Here is a 19,657-nt window from a genome sequence, read left to right as displayed (position 1 = left end):
AAAACCACGCCTCCACAGAGGTGATGACCTGCGACGACGCACATTGGCGCCCGCCTGCCCCACCTGTTACTCCTGTGACGCCCGGTACAGGAGTCATTCACGAGTCTCCGTCATGTCTTTCCGGCCGGTAACATGTTGAGACAAGGTATGCACGTCGACACGCCAACCGAGGGAAAGGGCACGAGATCTCGTGGGTTTCTTTGACCGGATCGAGCGCAAGCTCGAGTCCGCCGTGGACGGCGGGTTCGCCCGGGTCTTCGGCGGCAAGGTCGCACCGCAGGAGATCGAGCACGCCCTGCAGCGGGAGGCCGAGACCTCGGCCGAAGACCTGGGCGACGGCGCGACCTTGGTGGCCAACAGCTACGTGGTGACGCTGAGCGACTCGGATCTTGATCACGTCGCAACCGAGTACGAACTGAACCGGAAGATCTTCTCGCGCCATTTGGAGGACTTCATCCGGGACAATGGGTGGCAGACTTACGGGTCTGTCGTCGTAGAGTTCGAACAAGCGCCGTCGTTGCACACCGGTCAGTTCCACACTCGTGGCGTCGTCGACCCCGACGTCGCGCCACGACCACTGGCACAGCGCCGTGCGCCGGCGGAGCAGCAGCCGACATACCGACCTGAAAGTCTCGACCGAGGAGCCCGAGCCATGACAAATCCCCCCGGAAACGACCAGGGCGGCCAGAACTACGGCTACGCCCCGCAGGGCGATCCGAACTACCCGCAGTACGACTACAACCAGCAGGGCGGGTATCCGCAGCAGGGTCAGGAACCGCAGCAGCCGTACGGCCAGCAGCCGCAGTACGACCAGGGCGGCGGCTACGACCAGCAGGCATACGGACAGCAGCAGGCGCAGCAGTACCCGCCGCAGCAGCCGGCCGATCAGGGCTACAGCCAGCAGTACGACTACAACCAGCAGCCCGGCTACGACCAGCAGTACGCCCAGCAGCCCCAGTACGACCAGCAGGGTTACGACCAGGGCCAGCAGGGTTACGACCAGGGCCAGCAGGGTTACGGCCAGCAGCCGCAGTACGACCAGGGCGGCTACGACCAGCAGTACGCGCAGCCGGGCTACGGCCAGCCGCAGTACGGACAGCCCGCGTACGACCAGCAGTACGCTCCGCAGCAGCCGCCCTACGAGCAGCAGGGGTACGCTCCGGCCGCCTACGGTCAGCCGGCCGGCTACGCGCCGTCGGCCATCACCCTCGTGCTGGAGGACGGCAGCAACCGCACCTTCTCCCTGCGGCAGGGCTCCAATGTGGTCGGCCGCGGTCAGGACGCGCAGTTCCGCCTGCCCGACACCGGCGTCTCGCGCCGCCATGTCGAGATCCGCTGGGACGGTCAGACCGCCATGCTGACCGACCTCAACTCGACGAACGGAACCACCGTCAACGACCTGCAGGTCAGCAGCTGGGAGCTCGCCGACGGCGACCGCATCCGGCTCGGCCACTCGGACATCACCGTCCGGTTCCAGTAGTAGTTTCCGCATAAGATGCTCATCGGGTGACTGCACGGTCACCCGACCGTTGAATGCATCCGGGGGTACGAGGAACCGGATACCCGTCTGTGAGGGAGGTGATGGGAGTAGATGCAGGGCATCCTGCTGCAGGTGATCCGATTCGGATTCCTCATCCTGCTCTGGCTTTTCGTGTACGCCATCATCCGGGCGATGCGCGCCGATCTGGCCGCGGCCGGTGGCGCACGGATGCCGTTGACCTCCGGACGAGCCGAGCGCAAGCAGCGGGCCGCGCGATCCCGCGGTACCGCGCGCTATCTGGTGGTGACGGCGGGCGCTCTCGCCAACACCCGCATCACCCTCGGCACGCAACCGGTCCTGATCGGGCGGGCCGACGATTCCACGCTGGTTCTCACCGACGATTACGCCTCAGAGCGTCATGCGCGCATCTCTCCGCGCGGTGACGACTGGTATGTCGAAGACCTCGGTTCGACGAACGGCACGTACCTCGACCGTGCCAAGGTGACCACCGCCGTCCGCGCTCCGATCAACACACCGATCCGGGTCGGCAAGACCGTGATTGAGTTACGCCCGTGACCCTAGTGCTGCGCTACATCGCGCGGAGCGACCGCGGCCTGGTCCGCTCGAACAACGAAGACTCCGTCTACGCCGGCGCGCGACTCCTCGCGCTCGCCGACGGCATGGGCGGTCACGCGGCGGGCGAGGTCGCCAGCCAACTGGTGATCCAGGCGCTGCGACCGCTCGACAACGACGAGCCCGGCGGCGATCTCCTGTCGGCACTCGAACGCGCCACCGCCGACGGCAACGCGGCCATCGCCGAGCAAGTCGCCAAGCAACCCGAACTCGACGGCATGGGCACCACGCTCACCGCCATCCTCTTCGCCGGCAGCCGGATCGGCCTGTGCCATGTCGGCGACTCCCGCGGCTACCTGTACCGCGACGGCCAGCTGAGCCAGATCACGCGTGACGACACCTTCGTCCAGAGTCTGGTCGACGAGGGCCGGATCACCCCCGAGCAGGCTCACAGCCACCCGCAGCGCTCCCTGATCATGCGCGCCCTGACGGGGCAGGCCGTGGAACCGACACTCATCATGCGCGAAGCCCGGGCCGGCGACCGCTACCTGCTCTGCAGCGACGGGCTGTCGGACGTCGTCAGCGAAGAGACGCTGGCCGATACCCTCGGTTCCATCGAAGACCACAAGGCCTGCGCCGACCGGCTGATCGAGCTGGCACTGCGCAGCGGCGGTCCGGACAACGTGACCGTCGTGGTGGCCGACGTCGTCGACGACGAGTACGGCGACTCGACGCCGATCGTCGGCGGCGCCGCGGGCGAGGACGATTCCGCGGGATACGTCCCCAATCCGGCCACGGCGGCCGGTCGCGCGGCCGCCCTCCGCCCGCCCGCACCCGCACCGGCGCGCCCGACCATCACCGCCACCGAACCCGAGCCCGCCAAGAAGGCGAGCTGGCGCTGGCCGGTCCTCATCATCGCGGTCCTCGCGATCATCGGACTTCTGGTGACCGCGTTCTTCGTGGTGCGGTCGAAGGCGATGGCGAGCACCTTCGTCACCGCGGTCGACGGCAACGTCGAGATCTACTCCGGAACCCCCGACAACCTGCTGTTCTTCACAGTGCGGGCGCCGAAGGAGCGGGTCTGCGTCGACGACCTGACCGCCGACTCGCCGACCGTCCGGTTCCAGCCGTCCGACTCGACCGCGTCGTGCACGCCGATGAAGGTCGACGACCTCACCGGTATCGGCCGCAGCGCCGTGACCTCCAACAGCATCAAGAACAACTCACTCGAGAGCACCCGGGACCGCGTCCGCGGACTCGAGTTCCTGCCCAAGTGCGCACCGCCCGAGCCGCCGGCGACTCCCAAGCCCGAAGCACCCAAGCCGGGCGAGCCGCGGTCGGAGACGCCCAGGCCCGAGACGTCGAAGCCGGAGGCCCCGAAACCCAGCGGTGCGCCGAAGTCCGGTGAGACCTCGTCTGCGCCCATTCCTACGGTCGGTGCGGACGGCCACAACACCTGCAGGAGCGACGGATGACGTCGGCTCCACCTGTCCACGCACCTCCCGCTCCGCGGCCCAAGAGCGCGGGACGGCGCACCGAGCTGGTGCTGCTCTCGTTCGCGGTCTTCGTGGTCTTCGCGGCGCTGTTGACGGTTCAGGCCGCGCAGGACCAGACCCTCAGCTGGGATCTGGTCAAGTACGTCGCGGCCTTCATCGCGCTCTTCGGCGTCGCGCACCTGGCGATCCGCCGGTTCGCTCCCTACGCCGATCCGCTGCTGCTGCCGTGCGTGGCCCTGCTCAACGGCCTCGGCCTGGTGATGATCCACCGTCTGGACCTGGGATCGTCACGGCACGACGAAGTCGTCAAGGCCGACGAGGTGACCCACAACGCCGACCAGCAGTTGCTGTGGGCGGTCCTCGGCATCGTCGCGTTCTGCGTCACCCTGATGGTGGTGCGCGACCATCGGACGCTGTCGCGCTACGCGTACACCCTGGGTGTCAGCGGGCTGATCTTCCTCGCCATCCCGGCGATCCTGCCCGCGTCGATGGCCGAGGTCAACGGCTCGCGGAACTGGATCATCCTCCCGGGGTTCAGCATCCAGCCGGGTGAGTTCTCGAAGATCCTCATCATCATCTTCAGCGCGGCGTTCCTGGTGTCCCGGCGCGACCTGTTCACCACTGCGGGCAAGCAGTTCGCCGGCATCGACTTCCCCCGCCTGCGCGACCTCGGTCCGCTGCTGGCGGCGTGGGTGATCGCGATCGGCGTCCTCGCGCTCGAGAACGACCTCGGCACGCCGCTGCTGATCTTCGCGACGGTGCTGACGATGCTGTACATCGCCACCTCGCGGGTGAGCTGGCTGATGCTGGGCGTCACGCTGTTCGCCCTCGGCGCCACGGTGGCCTACCAGCTGTTCGAGCACCTCCGGATCCGCGTCTCCATCTGGCAGGACCCGTTCGCGCAGTACGACACGTACGGATACCAGATCGCGCAGAGCCTGTTCGGCTTCGCGACGGGCGGCATGTTCGGCACCGGACTCGGTTCCGGGCGTCCCAACATCGTGCCGTTCGCCAACACCGACTTCATCCTGACCTCGTTCGGCGAGGAACTCGGACTGGTCGGCGTGGCGGCGATCCTGATGCTCTACCTGATCGTCACGATCCGCGGACTCCGCGCGGCAGTCGCCGTCCGCGACAGCTTCGGCAAGTTGCTCGCCGCCGGCCTGAGCTTCACGATCGTCTTCCAGGTCTTCGTCGTCCTGGGCGGCGTCTCCAAGCTGATCCCGCTCACCGGTCTGACGACGCCGTTCCTGGCCTACGGCGGCTCGTCGCTGCTGGCGAACTACATCCTCCTGGCACTGCTGATCCGGGTCTCGAACGCCTCGCGCGAGCCCGACGTTCCGAAGCCGCGCCCGAGCCGTCCGGTCGACGCGATGGCCACCCGGGCGGTGCGTCGCCAGTGAACCGTCCCATTCAGAAGGTCGCCATCGCCTGCATCGTCATGATCGTGGCCCTGCTCGCCAACGTGACCTACGTGCAGGTCTTCAAGGCCGACAAGCTCCGCACCGACACGCGCAACTCACGTGTCCTGCTCGACGAGTACGCGCGTCAGCGCGGCGTGATCGTGGCCGCGGACGGCACAGTGCTCGCGGAATCGGTCCCCACCGACAACCGCTTCAAGTACCTGCGCCAGTACCCGAACGATCCGACGACGTTCGCCCCGGTCACCGGCTACTTCTCGTTCGTGTACCGGGCCGACCGCGGCATCGAGTACGCCGAGGACTCGATCCTCAACGGCAACGACGACCGCCTCTTCACCCAGCGGTTCATGGACATGTTCTCCGGCCGCGATCCGCGCGGCGGCAACGTCGTGACGACCATCGACCCGAAGCTGCAGCGAGTGGCCTACCGCGAACTCACCGACGCCGGCTGCGAGGGGCCGTGCCGCGGCGCGGTGGTCGCGCTCGAACCGAGCACCGGCAAGATCCTCGCGCTCGCGTCCACTCCCAGCTACGACCCGAACGCGCTGGCCACCCAGGACTTCAGCAAGGCCGAGAAGGCGTGGGAGAAGTTCAACGCGGAGGGGAACGACGATCCGCTGACCAACCGTGCGATCAACGCGCTGTATCCGCCGGGTTCGACCTTCAAAGTGGTCACCACTGCGACCGCGCTCAAGGCCGGGGTGTCGCCGGACGCACGGCTGACCTCGTCGTCGGTCATCACGCTTCCCGACAGCACCGCGACCCTCTCGAACGACAGCGGCAGCACGTGTCCCGGCGCCTCGAACGGCACGGTGACCCTGACGCAGGCCTTCGAGTACTCGTGCAACACCGCCTTCGCCCAGCTGATGACCGAGAAGGTGCCGGGTGACGCGTCGGAGGAGTTCACCGCCACGGCCAAGCAGTTCGGCGTCGGCGAGGATCCCCCTGGGATTCCGATGGACGTCGCGAAGTCGACCGTCGGCGACATCGGCGACGATCGGGCCGCGCTGGCGCAGTCGGCGATCGGACAGCGCGATGTGCGGCTGACCGTCCTGGAGAACGCGGAGATCGCCGCGACCGTCGCCAACGGCGGCGTCCGCATGCGCCCGTATCTCGTCGACAAGCTGCAGACCGCCGACCTGCGGACCATCTCCACCACGGCGCCGTCGGCGTTCAACCGGCCGCTGACGGCCGAGGAGGCCGATCAGATCACCGACATGATGGTGAAGTCGGAGCAGCACACGTCCGGCGCCCAGGCGGGCATCGCGTCCAAGACGGGCACCGCAGAGCATTCGGACACGGCCGGCGGAGGTGAGACGCCGTACGCCTGGTACATCGCGTTCTCGCCGAGTTCGAACGCACGGATCGCGGTCGCGGTCATCATTGAAAACGGCAATAGGGGACAGAATTCGTACGGCGGCCTCGCAGCGGCCCCGATCGGACGCGCTGTCATCAACGCATACGCGGGAGGTGCTCGATGAGCCTGCAGAACGGCACCATCATCGCCGACCGGTACCGACTGGTCCGGTTGATCGCCACTGGTGGCATGGGCCAGGTCTGGGAAGCCCTGGACACACGTCTCGGCCGCCGGGTGGCGGTCAAGGTGCTCAAGGCCGAGTACTCCAACGATTCGGAGTTCCTCGGCCGGTTCCGCACCGAAGCGCAGACCACCGCGCGGCTCAACGATCCGGGCATCGCCAACGTCTTCGACTACGGCGAGACCCCCGATCGCAACGGCGGCGACCCGCTGGCCTACCTGGTGATGGAACTCGTCGACGGTGAGCCGCTGAACTCGGTGATCGCCCGGATGGGCCACCTCTCGCTGCCGCACACCCTCGACATGCTGGAGCAGACCGGCCGCGCACTGCAGGCCGCGCACACGGCGGGTCTCGTGCACCGCGACGTGAAGCCGGGCAACATCCTCATCACGCCCACCGGTCAGGTCAAGATCACCGACTTCGGCATCGCCAAGGCGGTCGACGCCGCGCCCGTCACCCAGACGGGCATGGTGATGGGCACCGCCCAGTACATCTCTCCGGAGCAGGCCACCGGGGGCGAGGCGACCGCCGCATCGGACGTGTACTCGCTCGGCGTAGTGGGATACGAGGCGCTCACCGGCCGCAGGCCCTTCCTGGGCGACGGTGCCATCACCGTCGCGATGAAGCACATTCAGGAGCCTCCGCCGCCGCTGCCGCAGAACCTGCCGGCACCGGTGCGTGAACTCATCGAGATCACGCTGTCGAAGGACCCCGCGCAGCGGTATGCGACCGGCGGCGAGTTCGCCGACGCCGTCGCCGCGGTCCGCGCGGGCAACCGTCCGCCGATTCCCCGGAGCGCTCTCGGCGCCGCCGGAGTCGCCGCCGCTGCCGCGGCACCGCGCCCGTCGACCCGTGCGATGACTTCGCCCGGCCTGCAGCAGCCGCCGCAGACCGGCGTCTCGACGGCCGCCACGCCGGTCGACGACGGCGGATGGAGCACCACGCACAAGGTGCTCACGGCGGTGGCCGCACTGCTGCTGCTCGCAGCCATCGCGCTCGTCGCCTACTGGCTCACCACCAGCCCTCGCACGCCCACCGCACCGACGCCCTCGTCTTCGCACGTCACCACCACGGTGACCGAGCGGGAGACCACGACCGACGAGACCACAACCCGGACTCGTGAGACGACGTCGGACACGCCCACGACCACCACCACCGAGGAGCCCACCACCACCGAGGAGCCGACGACGACCTCCGAGGAGCCGACGACGGAGGAGCCGACGACGCGGCCGTTGTTCCCCCCGATCACGATTCCGGGCCTGCCCGGCGGCGGGGGGTGAGCGATCATGATCGATCCGCACTATCTCTCTGACCGCTACGAGCTGGGTGAGACACTCGGTTTCGGCGGTATGTCCGAGGTGCAGTTCGCGCGCGACCTGCTGCTGCACCGTGACGTGGCCATCAAGGTCCTGCGTGCCGATCTCGCCCGGGACCCCACGTTCTATCTGCGGTTCCGCCGCGAAGCGCAGAACGCCGCGAAGCTGAACCACCCGAGCATCGTGCAGGTCTTCGACACCGGCGAAGCGGAGACCGACGAGGGCCCGCTGCCGTTCATCGTCATGGAGTACGTGGAGGGTGAGACTCTGCGGGATCTGCTGCGCTCGTCGGGACACATCGCGCAGAAGCAGGCGATGACCTGGATGGCCGACGTGGCCGCGGCCATGGACTTCTCGCACCGGAACAACATCGTCCACCGCGACATGAAGCCGGCCAACGTGATGATCGACCGCACGGGCGCGGTGAAAGTGATGGACTTCGGCATCGCCCGCGCCATGGACGATACGTCGGCGACCATGACGCAGACGTCCGCGGTGATGGGGACGGCGCAGTACCTCTCGCCCGAGCAGGCGCGCGGCATCAAGGTCGATCCCCGCAGCGACATCTACTCGATGGGCTGCGTGCTGTTCGAACTCGTCACCGGAGAACCGCCGTTCACCGGTGACTCGCCGATCGCCGTCGCCCACCAGCACGTGCACGAGGATCCGCGGCGCCCGTCGTCGATCCGGCCGGAGATCACCCCCGAACTCGATTCGGTGATCATGAAGGCGATGAGCAAGAACCCGGCCAACCGGTACCAGACCGCGGCCGATTTCCGCGCCGACCTCATCAAGGTCCTCGCCGGCGGCAAACCGTCCGCGCCGATGCTGCTGACCGACGAGGAGCAGACCGCCCTCATCGAGTCGCCGCGCCTCGCGGTGCGCAACGAGACCCTGCCCAGCCGTCGCGGAACCGGAGACGGCGGCGATGAGGAGGAGACCGGAGGACGCGGCGGTCTGCTGCGGCGCGGGCGCGTGCAGGTGGCGATCGCTATCGCTGCGATCGTCGTGCTCCTGATCAGTCTGTTCGCGTGGTCGCCGTGGAAGACCACGGCGCCGCTCATCGCCGTTCCGAAAGTCGCCGGCCTGGCCGCCGACGCCGCACAGGCGAACCTGGAGCAGGCCGGCTTCACGGTGAAGCGGACCGAGGAGGCCAGCACCGACATCGCGGCGGGCCTGGCCACCCGGACGGCGCCCGGCGACGACGTCCCGACCCCCAAGGGCTCCGAGGTGACGCTGTACATCTCGTCCGGGCCCCAGCGACAGCCCATCCCCGATCTGCGCGGCAAATCCGCCGACGAGGCCACCGAAGCTCTCAAGGTGCTCGGATTCACCGAGGTGAAGACGCAGAACTCCGAATCCACGGTCGCGCTCAAGGACAAGGTGGTCCGGACCAATCCGCGCACGGGCATTCCCGCGGCGGTGAACGCACCGGTGATCCTGTACATCGGTACCGGCCCCAAGGAGGTCACCCTTCCGGACCTGCGCGGCCAGACTTCCGGCCAGGCCCAGAACGTGCTCGACCAGCTCCAACTGGAGATGAAGACCGTGCAGGTCGATTCCGAGCTTCCGGCGGGACAGGTGGTCAGCACCTCGCCCAACCCCGGAGCGACGGTGGAGGTCGGCAGCGTGATCCAGGTTCAGGTCTCGCGCGGCAACATGTTCGTGATGCCGGATCTGCGCGGCAAGAGTCTCGAGGACGCCCAGCGGGCGCTCGAGGACGCGGGCTGGGAGCCGAACACTCTCAGCTCCAGCGAGCGCGGCGTCGGTCTCGCCAGCAAGGACGACGGCAAGGTCATCTCGCAGAGCCCGGCCGCGGGCAGCAAGCTGCGCAAGAACGCGACGGTGTCGGTGGTCATCGGCCGGGCGAGCCTGCTCCCCGGCTGACCGGGACGCCGGCTACTCGGCGCCGGCCAGCGCCTTCGCCATCTGATCTTCGAGTTCGGCGACCCTGCCCTCGGGAACTGTGAGGCCGCAGATCCGGAGCCAGTTCGCCAGCATCCGGTGACCGCCCTGCGTCAGCACGCTCTCCGGGTGGAACTGCGCTCCGTGGATCGGCAGCTCCCGGTGCCGCATCGCCATGACGATGCCGGTCTCGGTGCGGCCGGTCACCTCCAGTTCGTCCGGGATCGTCTCCGGTGCCACCGTCAGCGAGTGGTACCGGGTCGCGACGAAGGGCTGCGGCAGTCCCTCCAGCACACCCACGCCGTCGTGCAAGACGAGCGAGGTCTTGCCGTGAAGGAGTTCGGGTGCCCGGGTGACGGTGGCGCCGAACGCCTCCCCGATCGCCTGGTGGCCGAGGCAGACGCCCAGGATCGGGGTGCCCGCGGCAGCCGCGACCGGAATGATCGGCTCGGTGGCACCCGCACGGTCGGGGGTTCCGGGCCCGGGGCTCAGCAGGATTCCGTCGAATTCGCCGACCACCTTCTGCAGGTCGGCCAGCTGCTCGTCGTCGTTGCGCCACACGACGGCATCCACACCCAGCTGACCCAGATACTGGACCAGGTTGTAGACGAAGCTGTCGTAGTTGTCGATGACGAGGATGCGCACGTCGTCCAGATTAACGGGTTCCCCACCTGGGCTTCGACTCAGTTACCGTAGACATATGCCTAAGTCAAAAGTCCGGAAGAAGACCGACTACACCATCAACACCGCGAGCCGCACTCCGGTGAAGGTGAAGGCGGGACCGTCCGGCCTCTGGTACCAGATCGTCATGTTCGGCCTGATGCTCATCGGTCTGGTCTGGTTGATGGTGTACTACCTCGGCGCGTCGACGGCGAAGTACTCGGCGCTCGACTGGATGACCTCGCTCGGCCCGTGGAACATGCTGATCGGATTCGGCTTCATGGTCGTCGGCCTGTTGATGACCATGGGTTGGCGCTGACCGCTGCCGAAACGACGAAGTCCCAGGTCGCGACTGCCGCTGCCGAAATGACACACATGTTATTCATCCCCACTGTGGATAGATCCTGTGGATAACAACGACTTGGCTGTGCATGAACAGTGGGCGACGCCGCTTCCCGCCGCCCTCGCACTCGTGGGAGCGGGCATCGCGCTGGGCGCCGCGGCGGCCGCGTCTTACGCCGAACCGCCCGCGATGGTCTTCATCGGGCTGGCCGCGGTGGCGTTGATCGTCTCCGGCGCGGTCTCCCTGCTCCGCAGCCCGCGGCTGGTCCTGCTCGACGGTCCGGAGTTGGAAGTGCGAACGCTCCGGGGAACCGTCCGCCTCGGATCAGGCGATATCGCCGCGGTGTCGGTGCTGACCACGCGGCGGATCGTGGGACGCAGCCGCCAACTGGTGATCGACCTGCCGGACGACCGCCTGCTGGTGTTCGGCCGGTGGGATCTCGGCGAGGAGCCGGCAGCCGTGGCCGAGAAGCTGCGCGCCGCGGGCCTGCCGGTGAAGGACTCGACGAACTGAGAACCGAAGCGCTCAGCCGATGGCTGCGGCGAACCCGGTTCCGATCGCCAGCGCGATCACGAGAAGCGCCGCGAGACCGATCCACCCGACGCGCGTTACCTGCTGATACGTCCGCTTCTCGGGCGGCAGTACCTTGACCGGGAGCCAGATGATCGCGGCCGCGCTCGCCGCTCCGAAGACGAAACCGCCCAAGTGCGCCCAGATCGAGATACCCGGAATGCTGAGCGAGAGCACCACGTTCAGCACGATCACCGTGATCAGCGTGGTCGCGGGCAGTTTGAGCCGGATGACGACGATCAGCAGCGCACCCAGAAGGCCGTAGATCGCACCCGACGCGCCGGCGGTCGCAGCGAGTTCCGGACCCAGCGCCACCACCGCCGCACTGCCGCCGAAGAGGCCGATCAGGTAGACCGCGAGATAGCGGGCCGGACCGAGGACGCGTTCGAGATCGGCGCCGATCAGGTACAGCGAGATCATGTTCATCGCCACATGCAGGATCGACCAGTGCAGAAAGCCGGAAGTCAGCAGTCGCCAGTACTCGTTCTCGAGACCGAGTCCGGTGACCAGGGCGCCCTGCTGCATGATGCTCGACTTCAGGAGCAGGTTCGACGTCCCGCCCGCCTGCAGCACCACAGCGATGAACGCCGCCAGATTCACCGCGATGAGACCGTACGTGACGATCGGTCTGCGGGCGGCGGCCGAGGCGTCGACGACGGGAGCGTCGGTCCGTACACGGGCGGTGGCGTTGGCCGCGTTCACACAGTCGACGCAGTGCTGCCCGACGGAGGCGGGCCGGAGGCAGTCCGGACAGGCCGACCGCCCGCAGCGTGTGCAGGACAGCGCTGTCGGGCGGTCGGGGTGCCGGTAACAGGTCTGGGTCAAGTTCAGCTGAGCTCGACGCTCTCGATCACGACGGCGTCGACCGGACGGTCCATGCGGTCGGTCGCGGTCGTCGCGATCGCGTCGACGACGGCCTGCGACGCCGGGTCCTTGACCTCGCCGAAGATGGTGTGGCGACGGTTCAGGTGCGGGGTCGGGCCGACGGTGATGAAGAACTGCGAGCCGTTGGTGCCGGGTCCCGCGTTGGCCATCGCGAGCAGGTACGGGCGGTCGAACTGGAGCTCCGGGTGGAACTCGTCCTTGAACTGGTAGCCCGGGCCGCCGCGGCCGGTGCCGGTCGGGTCGCCGCCCTGGATCATGAATCCGTCGATCACACGGTGGAAGACGGCGCCGTCGTAGAACGGCCCGCTGGTGCCGCCCTTCGCGTTCTGGGTGGAGTACTCCTTGGAGCCGTCGGCCAGCCCGACGAAGTTCTCGACGGTCACGGGCGCGTGGTTCGGGAAGAGTTCGATGACGATGTCGCCGCGATTGGTGTGCAGGGTCGCGGTCTTGTTCTGCTCACTCACACGCTCCATGAAACCACGTCGGCGCCGACCGTGACCGGCAGTGGCGTGCACCGGGTGCCTCCTGGCACGCTGGACGGATGCCGAACAAACTCCTGGTCGCCCTCGCCTCCACGCTGCTTCTACTGCTGACCGCCATCACCGTGGTGCTGCGTCGGTCGCGGACCGCGCATCCGCCCGTCGCCGCCGCGGTACCGCGTATCGAAGACGTGCGCGGGAGCGGTGACTGACCGCCGACAGGTAATTTGTAGATCGTGACTTCCGACGACTCGCGCGATCAGAGCCCGAATCCCGCTCCGGGACCGGGTTCGACGCCCCCGGCACCGCCGACCCCGCAGCCCGGCCGGCAGGCCGCGCCGTGGGAGAAGCCGCCGGTCGCCCCCAGCACGGCACCCGGGCAGCGACCCGCTCCCGCCGGCCCGCCGAGGCGGCCGAGTCACGCAAACGCACCGACCCCCACTCCGCAGGCGCCCACGCCACCGCCGACGGTCCGGCCCACCGGCGGTCCGGCGCCGTCGGCGGCCCGGCCGGGAGGTCCGTCTCCCAGCGCGGCAAAGCCCCGCCCGGGCAGCGTTCCCCCGCCTCCGGCGCAGCAACGGCCGGCGGGCTCTCCGCCGCCGAACAGCCCTGTTCCCCCCACCGGCGGTCAACGCCCCGGTGCGGGACCCGCACTCGCTTACTCGGCGGTCGGTGATCAGCAGCGACCCGACCCCACCACCGCCCTTCCGGCGGCCGGCGCGCCCGCACCGGCCAAGCCGTCGCCCGTCACCGACAAGGACTCCCAGCCCGTGACCAACGCATCGACCGCTCGATCGTCAGTCGCCGCCCCGTTGAACTGGAACGCGGTGATCGCCTTCGTCCTGTCCGCGATCGGTCTGCTGTCGCCGGTCGGCATCTGGCTGGGCTACAAGACCCGCAGGCAGATCGATGCGAAGCGGCAGCTCGGCCGCGAGTTCGCGACCGCCGCCATCATCATCGGATGGCTGTGGATCGTCTTCGTGGTCCTGGGCCTGCTCGCGTACCTGTGGATTCTGATCTGACTCAGACTCGCTTCAAGTGAGTCGCGAAGAAGCGGTCGAACGCTGCCCACTGGGCGGCGTCCATGTCGGTGTGTGAGCCGTTGCCCACCACCATTCGGTAATCGACTCGATTGAGTGCGAAGTCCGCCGCGAGCTTGGCGTGCAGCGGTGACGGCACGGTGGTGTCCCGAGTGTTGAGCAGGAGCAGTATCGGCGCGTCGTATTCCGACACCGGCACCGCCATGTACTTCATCAGCGCGGGTGCCAGCGGCCCGGTGCCCAGCGGCCGCGACAGCAGCGAACCGAAGGCGATCCCCGGGTCGACGGCCGGACCGTCGCATGTCCGGCCGACCTGATCGACGAGCGCCTCCCCCTTCGGGGTGAGATAGGTGTTCACGTCCGCAGCGGGGTCGGCCGCTCGCAGGCCCGCGAGAATCGCGAGCAGGAAGTTGTACGAGCCGTTCAGCGGTGTCGGCATCGCCGGGATGTACGGGCCGAGGAAGGGCATGACCTTCTCGACGTCCGACTCCGGATCGAGGGAGACGGTGCCGCGGAAGTCCGTGCGCGGGCCGTACCACCGCTGTCGATGCGCGGTCGCCAGTGCGGCCCGGCCACCCTGCGAATCGCCCGTCACGGCCCAGCGGTTCGAGAGCGTGGGTTCGACGCTGCGGGCCGCGCGCAGCATGTCGATGGTCGCGGCGGACTCACTGCGAGTGTTCAGGTAGGGGTGAACGCCTGTATCGAAGCGGCCCAAGCCCACGTAGTCGGTGGCGACCACGGCGTAGCCGGAGTGCACGAGGCGGGTGATGTACCGATTCGGCTCGGCGTCCGGTGCGCTCTGGCCTCCGCAGCCGGGACCGTATCCGGAGGTGCCGTGCGTGTACGCCACCACCGGCCAGCCGCCCTTCGGCGCCGGTCCGGCCGGTACGAACAGTGCGCCGCTGGTCGGTACCGGTCGTCCCTGCGGGTCCTGAGTCCAGTAGTCGATGGCGCGGCCGTTCTGGAGACCGCGCCAGCCGGGCGGTCGGGTCACCACGTCGATCACCGAACCCGCCGAGTTCGACGGCGCCGCCCGAGTGGTCCCCGGCACGAGCGCCAGGGCCGTCCCCACCAGCGCCACCAGCACGAAGATTCGGCCCGCCAGTGTTCCGCGAATACCCGATCTCATGTTCGTCGACGGTACGTGTCGGCCGTTCGACGTACCCGCGATTCCGCGGATCCGACGGCGGCGGCCGAGTACCGTCGGGCTCACTGGCGAATGTTTCAGAAGCGGGCGTACCGGGAAGCCTCGACCATGAACGCAAGCACCGAACGCAGCGGCGCGGGCGCGCCGCGGCAGAACATCGCGTATCCCGGCGACACCGCGGACATGGATCCGCAGCCGAAGGACGAGATGCGCGGCTATGTCGGGAGCGGTCTGCTCGAGGGCCGGCGCGCACTGGTCACCGGCGGCGACTCGGGCATCGGACGCGCGGTGGCCGTCGCCTTCGCGAAGGAGGGCGCCGACGTCGCGATCGCCTACCTGTCTGAGGACGCGGACGCGGAGCACACCGTCGCGTTGGTCGAACAGACCGGACGACGCGCCGTCGCCCTGCGAGCCGATCTGGGCGAGGCCGCCGAATGCCGCCGGATCGTCGACGGCACCGTCGACGCCCTCGGCGGCCTGGACCTGCTGGTGAACAACGCGGGCACTCAGACGGTGGTGGACGATTTCGCGGAGCTGACTGCAGAGCAGTGGAACCGTACCTTCGCCGTCGACGTCGCGGCCGTCTTCCACACCACTCATGCGGCTCTCGAGCATCTGACGCCGGGCGGGACGGTGGTGAACACCGGCTCGATCAACGGTCTGCGGGGAAACCGCAAGCTCATCGATTATTCGGCCGCGAAGGGCGCAGTGCACGCCCTCACCTTCTCGCTCGCGCAGGCCCTGCTCGATCGCGAGATCCGGGTGAACTGCGTCGCGCCCGGTCCCGTCTGGACACCGCTGATCCCGGCCACCATGCCTCCCGACCAGGTCGAGGGGTTCGGCGAGCAGGCCCCGTACGGCCGCGCCGCGGAGCCGGATGAGATCGCGCCCTCGTACGTCTTCTTCGCCGCAGACCGCTTGTCGTCGTACTACACGGGAGAGGTTCTCGCGCCCACCGGCGGCGAGACACTGCCCGGCTGATCCGAGAGGAAGGTGACGGTCATGCCCAAGACCGATGAGAAGAACCGACCGAAGAAGTCCGAACTCCCCGACACGATCAAACGATCGCCCGCCAAGGCTCAGCGCACCTTCGCCGAGGCCCATGATGCGGCGCTCGAGGAGTACGGCTCGGAAGAGCGAGCGCATCGGGTGGCCTACAGCGCGCTGAAGCACTCGTTCGAGAAGGTCGGCGACCACTGGGAGGCCAAGAGCAGGCGCGGACCGTCCGACTCCCGCGACGAGAGCGGCGGGCCCAATCCATCGGGCAAGAGCGCCGGCGGAGTGGACACCAAGGCCACCAAGGAGCATCTGATGAACGTCGCCCGCAAGCTCGACATCCGGGGTCGGTCGCGTATGCGGAAGGCGGAACTCGTCGACGCCATCGAGAAGGCGAACCGCAAGGCGACGCGTTCGGCGCGAAAGAAGGATTGATCCCTTCAAGCGGTTGTCGCGGACCTGCCCGGTCGGTAGGGTCGATATCACTCGGTTGAACGCACAGCCGGGTTCCCGCAGACGATTGAGCGGCGGATTCTCCCGCTCTCGTCGAGCAAGAACTCTCCGATCCGCCGCGCGCGGCCGCTCCTTTTTCGGACCCGCCGCGCGACGGCGAGAGTGCGATCAAAGGAGCTCAGCAGATGACCGACGAGTACCACCGTGTCCGTGAACTTCTGCGCCGACGCGCGGACATCCCCGTCACCGACCCGCGGAACGACCGTCTCCGCGACGAGGCGATCGAAGCCTGTCTGCCGCTGGCCGGACACATCGCCCAGCGGTACCGCGAACGCGGAGAGTCGATGGACGACCTGATCCAGGTGGCGCGCGTGGGGCTGGTGCACGCGGTGGACCGATTCGATCCCTCGATGGGGACCGACTTCCTGTCCTTCGCGGTACCGACCATCACCGGCGAGGTGCGACGGCACTTCCGCGACCGATCGGCGTCGATCCGGATTCCACGCAGCGCCGGTGAACTCCGCAGCCGAATCAGGGAGGCCGAGGAGTCCTTCGCCCAGGTACACGGACGCATGCCCGGCGTCGCCGAGATCGCCGAGGCGCTCGACGAGCCGGAGTCCGCTGTACGACGTGCGCAGGCCGCGTCGGCCGCGCAGTCCACCGTCTCTCTCGACGGCAGCACGTCGGGTACCGACGACGCACGCTCGCTGCTCGAGACGGTCGGCTCCGACGAGCCCGGCTACGAGCAAGTGGAACGCTCGCTCACTCTCCGGCCGGCCTTGCGCCGCCTCCCCGAACGGAACCGGCGGATCGTCGGCATGAGGTTCTTCGAGCGTCGTTCACAAAGCGACATCGCGCGGCGAATGGGTATCTCTCAGATGCACGTCTCTCGTCTTCTGGCGTCCTCGCTGGGTCAGCTGCGCACCCAGATCGCCTGATCGGGTGCCGGTGACCGGTACGCCGTCACGACGGCGGAGGACTGCGCGGCGCACGGTGGCAGCCGTCTGCGCGATCGTGACCGCGGTGGGGATCTGCGCCTGCGCCAGTGCTCCGGGAGGACCGGCGGGTGAGTTCGCCGAATCGCTGCGCAGCTCGAGGTCGGCGGTGCTGACCGCAGCCTGGGGAATCGACGAGTGGAATCAGCGGAACCTGCTGCGCCCCACCGCCCGCGTCGTGCTCGACGACGCCGTCTCGCATGCGCTCGAAGCTCAGGGGATCATCGTCGCGCTGAAGGTCGAGTCGGCGGATGACGAGCGGGTCCGGGCGCGAGTGCGCGCGGCTCTGGCCTCGTCGGTCGAAGCCGCGGTGGAGGCTCGCGGCGTGCTGCTCGGCGACCCGGGATCCGCGGCCGCGAAGTCCGCGCAACGTCGGCTCGAGCGGGTCGCATCCGGCCTCGACACGCTGTCCGAATACGTCAGTGGTGGTCGATGATGTTGCAGCAGAACAAGATTCGCATCACGTCCGCGTCACTCGGGATCCTCACCGCGATCGGTGGGTTTCTCGACATCGGCGACATCGTCACCGACGGAGTGGTCGGCTCGCGGTTCGGTCTGTCTCTCGCGTGGGTGGTTCCGGTGGGCGTGGTCGGCATCATCCTGTTCGCCGAGATGTCGGGGCGAGTGGTGGCGTGCAGCGGCCGGGCGACGTTCGAGATCATTCGCGAGCGTCTCGGACCTCGAGTCGGCGGGCTCAACCTGCTCGCCTCGCTGGCGGTCACCGGCCTCACCCTCACGGCCGAACTGGGCGGCATCGCGCTGGTTCTGCAGCTGGTCAGCGGTGTGGCGCCCTTCCTCTGGATCCCGGTCGCAGCCTTCGGGGTCTGGATCATCCTCTGGCGAGCGAAGTATTCGGCGATGGAGAATGTCACCGGTCTGCTCGGACTGTTCCTGATGGTCTTCGCCGTCGTTTTCTTCCTGTTGCGGCCGGCGCCGGAGCTCGCCGGCGATCTGGTTCCCGCGGTGCCGCAAGACGAGACGGTTCCGGCGTACTGGTACTACGCCATCGCGCTGTTCGGCGCCGCGATGACACCGTACGAAGTCTTCTTCTTCTCGTCGGGCGGTGTGGAGGAACGCTGGGGAGCCCGCGACTTGCGGCGCATGCGGCTGAACGTCTTCGTCGGATTCCCGCTCGGCGGTCTCGGCGCCCTCGCGATCATGGGTGTCACTGCGGTGGCCTTCCAGCCGATGTCGGTCGAGGTCGACTCCCTGTCGGCACTGATGCTTCCGGTGGCGCAGGCCGGGGGCCTGGTCGCAGTCGGCTTCGCGCTGGTCGGAATCCTCGCGGCGACCACTGGCGCCGCACTCGAGACGGCCCTGTCGACCGGTTACGCACTGGCCCAGTACGCCGGGTGGTCGTGGGGGGCGTCCCGCCCGCCGCGCGAGGCCGCCCGATTCCACGTGACCATCGGCGTGTTCATCCTCATCGCCGCGGCGATTCTCGCCACCGGCGTCGATCCGATCGCCGTCACCGAGTACTCGGTGGTCTTCTCCGCGGTGGCACTGCCGCTGACCTATCTGCCGATCCTCGTGGTGGCCAACGATCCCGAGTACATGGGCGACCAAGTGAACGGCCGGGTCACCAACTTCTTCGGCCTGATCTTCCTCGGCGTCGTCCTCGTGGCGTCGGCGGCGGCGATCCCGTTGATGATCGCGACGGGAGCGGGCCGATGACGGACTCCGAACGCACCCTCGATCTGCGGGTGCATCTCCTCGATCGCCAGATCATCGACTGTGACGGCGTGCCGGTGGGTGTGGTCGACGACGTGGAGTTCGACATGTCGCCCGGTGGGCAGACGCCACGAGTGGTGGCCCTGCTCACCGGGCGGGCCCTGCTCGACCGGCTGGTGGCGCAAACACCGGACACCACCGCGCTGGAATCGATCCCGGCGGAGGCGATCGCCGACGTGGGAGTGACGGTCGAGCTGACCGGCAGCGGAGAGGACCTGCTCTCGAATTGGCCCGAACGGTGGTTCCGCGATCAGATCGTCTCCCGCGTCCCCGGCTCCGGAGGCCGGCGATGAGGGCCTCGACACTCCTCGGCACGCAGGTCCGGTGCGACGGCCGATCGATCGGACGGGTGATGGATGTGCGCCTGCGGGAGGACGACGGCGGCGCATTGCTGATCGCCGGACTCGTCGTCGGCCGGCGGCCTCGAGCCTCGTTCTTCGGCTCGTACCGGTTCGACGGCGTGCGGCCCTCGATCATCGCGCGGCTCTTGAGATGGCGCGAGCGCGGGTCCCGGCTGATCCCGTGGTGCGACGTCGTCTCCGTCGACGACGACGTCGTGACGGTCCGACCCGGCGCCGACTGACGCCGACGCCGGGTCCGAGCCCGGCCCACGTGGTAGATGTTGAACT

The 19,657-nt window shown here is 68.3% G+C and carries 22 protein-coding genes; 18 read left to right on the top strand and 4 right to left on the bottom strand.

Annotated elements, in window-relative coordinates; all coding sequences use genetic code 11:
• Positions 1-190: 190 nt before the first annotated feature.
• From Y710_RS10920 to pknB, 7 genes are all read left to right on the top strand, one after another.
• The gene (locus Y710_RS10920; RefSeq protein WP_062367473.1) at positions 191-1,480 is read left to right on the top strand and encodes a DUF3662 and FHA domain-containing protein; all 1,290 of its coding nucleotides are present in this window, start codon (positions 191-193) and stop codon (positions 1,478-1,480) included.
• Positions 1,481-1,591: 111 nt separating this feature from the next.
• Positions 1,592-2,056, top strand: a complete 465-nt coding sequence (locus tag Y710_RS10915) for an FHA domain-containing protein FhaB/FipA (protein ID WP_006896815.1) — start codon at positions 1,592-1,594, stop codon at positions 2,054-2,056.
• On the top strand, positions 2,053-3,528 hold the full coding sequence (locus tag Y710_RS10910; protein WP_006896814.1) for a PP2C family protein-serine/threonine phosphatase: 1,476 nt from the start codon (positions 2,053-2,055) through the stop codon (positions 3,526-3,528). Before Y710_RS10915 ends, Y710_RS10910 begins: the two co-directional genes overlap by 4 nt.
• Positions 3,525-4,952 carry an FtsW/RodA/SpoVE family cell cycle protein gene (locus Y710_RS10905; RefSeq protein WP_006896813.1) on the top strand — a complete coding sequence of 476 codons (1,428 nt, stop codon included), beginning with the start codon at positions 3,525-3,527 and terminating at the stop codon, positions 4,950-4,952. The genes Y710_RS10910 and Y710_RS10905 overlap by 4 nt, the downstream gene beginning before the upstream one ends.
• A complete protein-coding gene (locus tag Y710_RS10900) occupies positions 4,949-6,451 on the top strand; it encodes a peptidoglycan D,D-transpeptidase FtsI family protein (protein WP_006896812.1) in 1,503 nt (500 codons plus the stop codon). The genes Y710_RS10905 and Y710_RS10900 overlap by 4 nt, the downstream gene beginning before the upstream one ends.
• Positions 6,448-7,788 (top strand): protein kinase domain-containing protein, encoded by a 1,341-nt coding sequence (locus Y710_RS10895; RefSeq protein ID WP_062367472.1) that lies wholly within the window; start codon positions 6,448-6,450, stop codon positions 7,786-7,788. Before Y710_RS10900 ends, Y710_RS10895 begins: the two co-directional genes overlap by 4 nt.
• A gap of 6 nt (positions 7,789-7,794) precedes the next feature.
• On the top strand, positions 7,795-9,711 hold the full coding sequence (gene pknB / locus Y710_RS10890; protein ID WP_062367471.1) for a Stk1 family PASTA domain-containing Ser/Thr kinase: 1,917 nt from the start codon (positions 7,795-7,797) through the stop codon (positions 9,709-9,711).
• Positions 9,712-9,723: 12 nt separating this feature from the next.
• Here pknB and Y710_RS10885 read toward each other — a convergent pair whose 3' ends face one another.
• Positions 9,724-10,374, bottom strand: a complete 651-nt coding sequence (locus tag Y710_RS10885) for an aminodeoxychorismate/anthranilate synthase component II (RefSeq protein WP_062367470.1) — start codon at positions 10,372-10,374, stop codon at positions 9,724-9,726.
• Between the two features lie 55 nt (positions 10,375-10,429).
• Between Y710_RS10885 and crgA the strand changes: the two genes are divergently transcribed.
• Together crgA and Y710_RS10875 are read left to right on the top strand one after the other, a co-directional pair.
• Positions 10,430-10,708, top strand: a complete 279-nt coding sequence (gene crgA / locus Y710_RS10880) for a cell division protein CrgA (protein ID WP_006896808.1) — start codon at positions 10,430-10,432, stop codon at positions 10,706-10,708.
• Positions 10,709-10,816: 108 nt separating this feature from the next.
• Entirely contained in the window at positions 10,817-11,245 is a 429-nt protein-coding gene (locus Y710_RS10875; RefSeq protein ID WP_231875725.1) for a PH domain-containing protein, read from the top strand.
• A gap of 12 nt (positions 11,246-11,257) precedes the next feature.
• Here Y710_RS10875 and Y710_RS10870 read toward each other — a convergent pair whose 3' ends face one another.
• Both Y710_RS10870 and Y710_RS10865 read right to left on the bottom strand, forming a co-directional pair.
• On the bottom strand, positions 11,258-12,004 hold the full coding sequence (locus Y710_RS10870) for a rhomboid family intramembrane serine protease (RefSeq protein ID WP_062367468.1): 747 nt from the start codon (positions 12,002-12,004) through the stop codon (positions 11,258-11,260).
• A gap of 125 nt (positions 12,005-12,129) precedes the next feature.
• The gene (locus Y710_RS10865; RefSeq protein ID WP_006896805.1) at positions 12,130-12,660 is read right to left on the bottom strand and encodes a peptidylprolyl isomerase; all 531 of its coding nucleotides are present in this window, start codon (positions 12,658-12,660) and stop codon (positions 12,130-12,132) included.
• A gap of 68 nt (positions 12,661-12,728) precedes the next feature.
• On the opposite strand from Y710_RS10865, the gene Y710_RS18945 reads away from it, so the two are divergent.
• Both Y710_RS18945 and Y710_RS10860 read left to right on the top strand, forming a co-directional pair.
• Positions 12,729-12,878, top strand: coding sequence for a hypothetical protein (locus tag Y710_RS18945; protein ID WP_169317717.1), 150 nt, complete (start codon positions 12,729-12,731; stop codon positions 12,876-12,878).
• Between the two features lie 558 nt (positions 12,879-13,436).
• The gene (locus Y710_RS10860; RefSeq protein WP_039867575.1) at positions 13,437-13,688 is read left to right on the top strand and encodes a DUF4190 domain-containing protein; all 252 of its coding nucleotides are present in this window, start codon (positions 13,437-13,439) and stop codon (positions 13,686-13,688) included.
• Position 13,689: 1 nt separating this feature from the next.
• Here Y710_RS10860 and Y710_RS10855 read toward each other — a convergent pair whose 3' ends face one another.
• Positions 13,690-14,835 carry an alpha/beta hydrolase family protein gene (locus Y710_RS10855; protein ID WP_062367467.1) on the bottom strand — a complete coding sequence of 382 codons (1,146 nt, stop codon included), beginning with the start codon at positions 14,833-14,835 and terminating at the stop codon, positions 13,690-13,692.
• A 126-nt stretch (positions 14,836-14,961) separates the two neighbouring features.
• Here Y710_RS10855 and Y710_RS10850 point away from each other — a divergent pair, with 126 nt between their 5' ends.
• The 7 genes from Y710_RS10850 to Y710_RS10820 all read left to right on the top strand — a co-directional run bounded on the left by Y710_RS10850 (position 14,962) and on the right by Y710_RS10820 (position 19,611).
• Positions 14,962-15,834 (top strand): SDR family oxidoreductase, encoded by an 873-nt coding sequence (locus tag Y710_RS10850; protein ID WP_006896802.1) that lies wholly within the window; start codon positions 14,962-14,964, stop codon positions 15,832-15,834.
• Between the two features lie 21 nt (positions 15,835-15,855).
• Positions 15,856-16,284: a ChaB family protein gene (locus tag Y710_RS10845; RefSeq protein WP_006896801.1), complete on the top strand. Its 429-nt coding sequence runs from the start codon at positions 15,856-15,858 to the stop codon at positions 16,282-16,284.
• A gap of 203 nt (positions 16,285-16,487) precedes the next feature.
• A complete protein-coding gene (locus Y710_RS10840) occupies positions 16,488-17,240 on the top strand; it encodes a SigB/SigF/SigG family RNA polymerase sigma factor (protein ID WP_062367466.1) in 753 nt (250 codons plus the stop codon).
• Positions 17,241-17,295: 55 nt separating this feature from the next.
• Positions 17,296-17,733: a hypothetical protein gene (locus tag Y710_RS10835; protein WP_062367465.1), complete on the top strand. Its 438-nt coding sequence runs from the start codon at positions 17,296-17,298 to the stop codon at positions 17,731-17,733.
• On the top strand, positions 17,733-18,971 hold the full coding sequence (locus Y710_RS10830) for an NRAMP family divalent metal transporter (protein WP_045538790.1): 1,239 nt from the start codon (positions 17,733-17,735) through the stop codon (positions 18,969-18,971). Before Y710_RS10835 ends, Y710_RS10830 begins: the two co-directional genes overlap by 1 nt.
• Complete coding sequence (locus Y710_RS10825) at positions 18,968-19,321, top strand: hypothetical protein (protein ID WP_062367464.1); 354 nt, start codon at positions 18,968-18,970, stop codon at positions 19,319-19,321. Before Y710_RS10830 ends, Y710_RS10825 begins: the two co-directional genes overlap by 4 nt.
• Positions 19,318-19,611 carry a PRC-barrel domain-containing protein gene (locus Y710_RS10820; RefSeq protein WP_045538781.1) on the top strand — a complete coding sequence of 98 codons (294 nt, stop codon included), beginning with the start codon at positions 19,318-19,320 and terminating at the stop codon, positions 19,609-19,611. The genes Y710_RS10825 and Y710_RS10820 overlap by 4 nt, the downstream gene beginning before the upstream one ends.
• The last annotated feature ends 46 nt before the right edge of the window (positions 19,612-19,657 follow it).

The organism is Gordonia sp. QH-12 (assembly GCF_001578675.1).
GTDB lineage: Bacteria > Actinomycetota > Actinomycetes > Mycobacteriales > Mycobacteriaceae > Gordonia > Gordonia sihwensis.
Note: the sequence above shows the minus strand (reverse complement) of the source record. Positions and strands in the feature narration are given on the sequence as shown.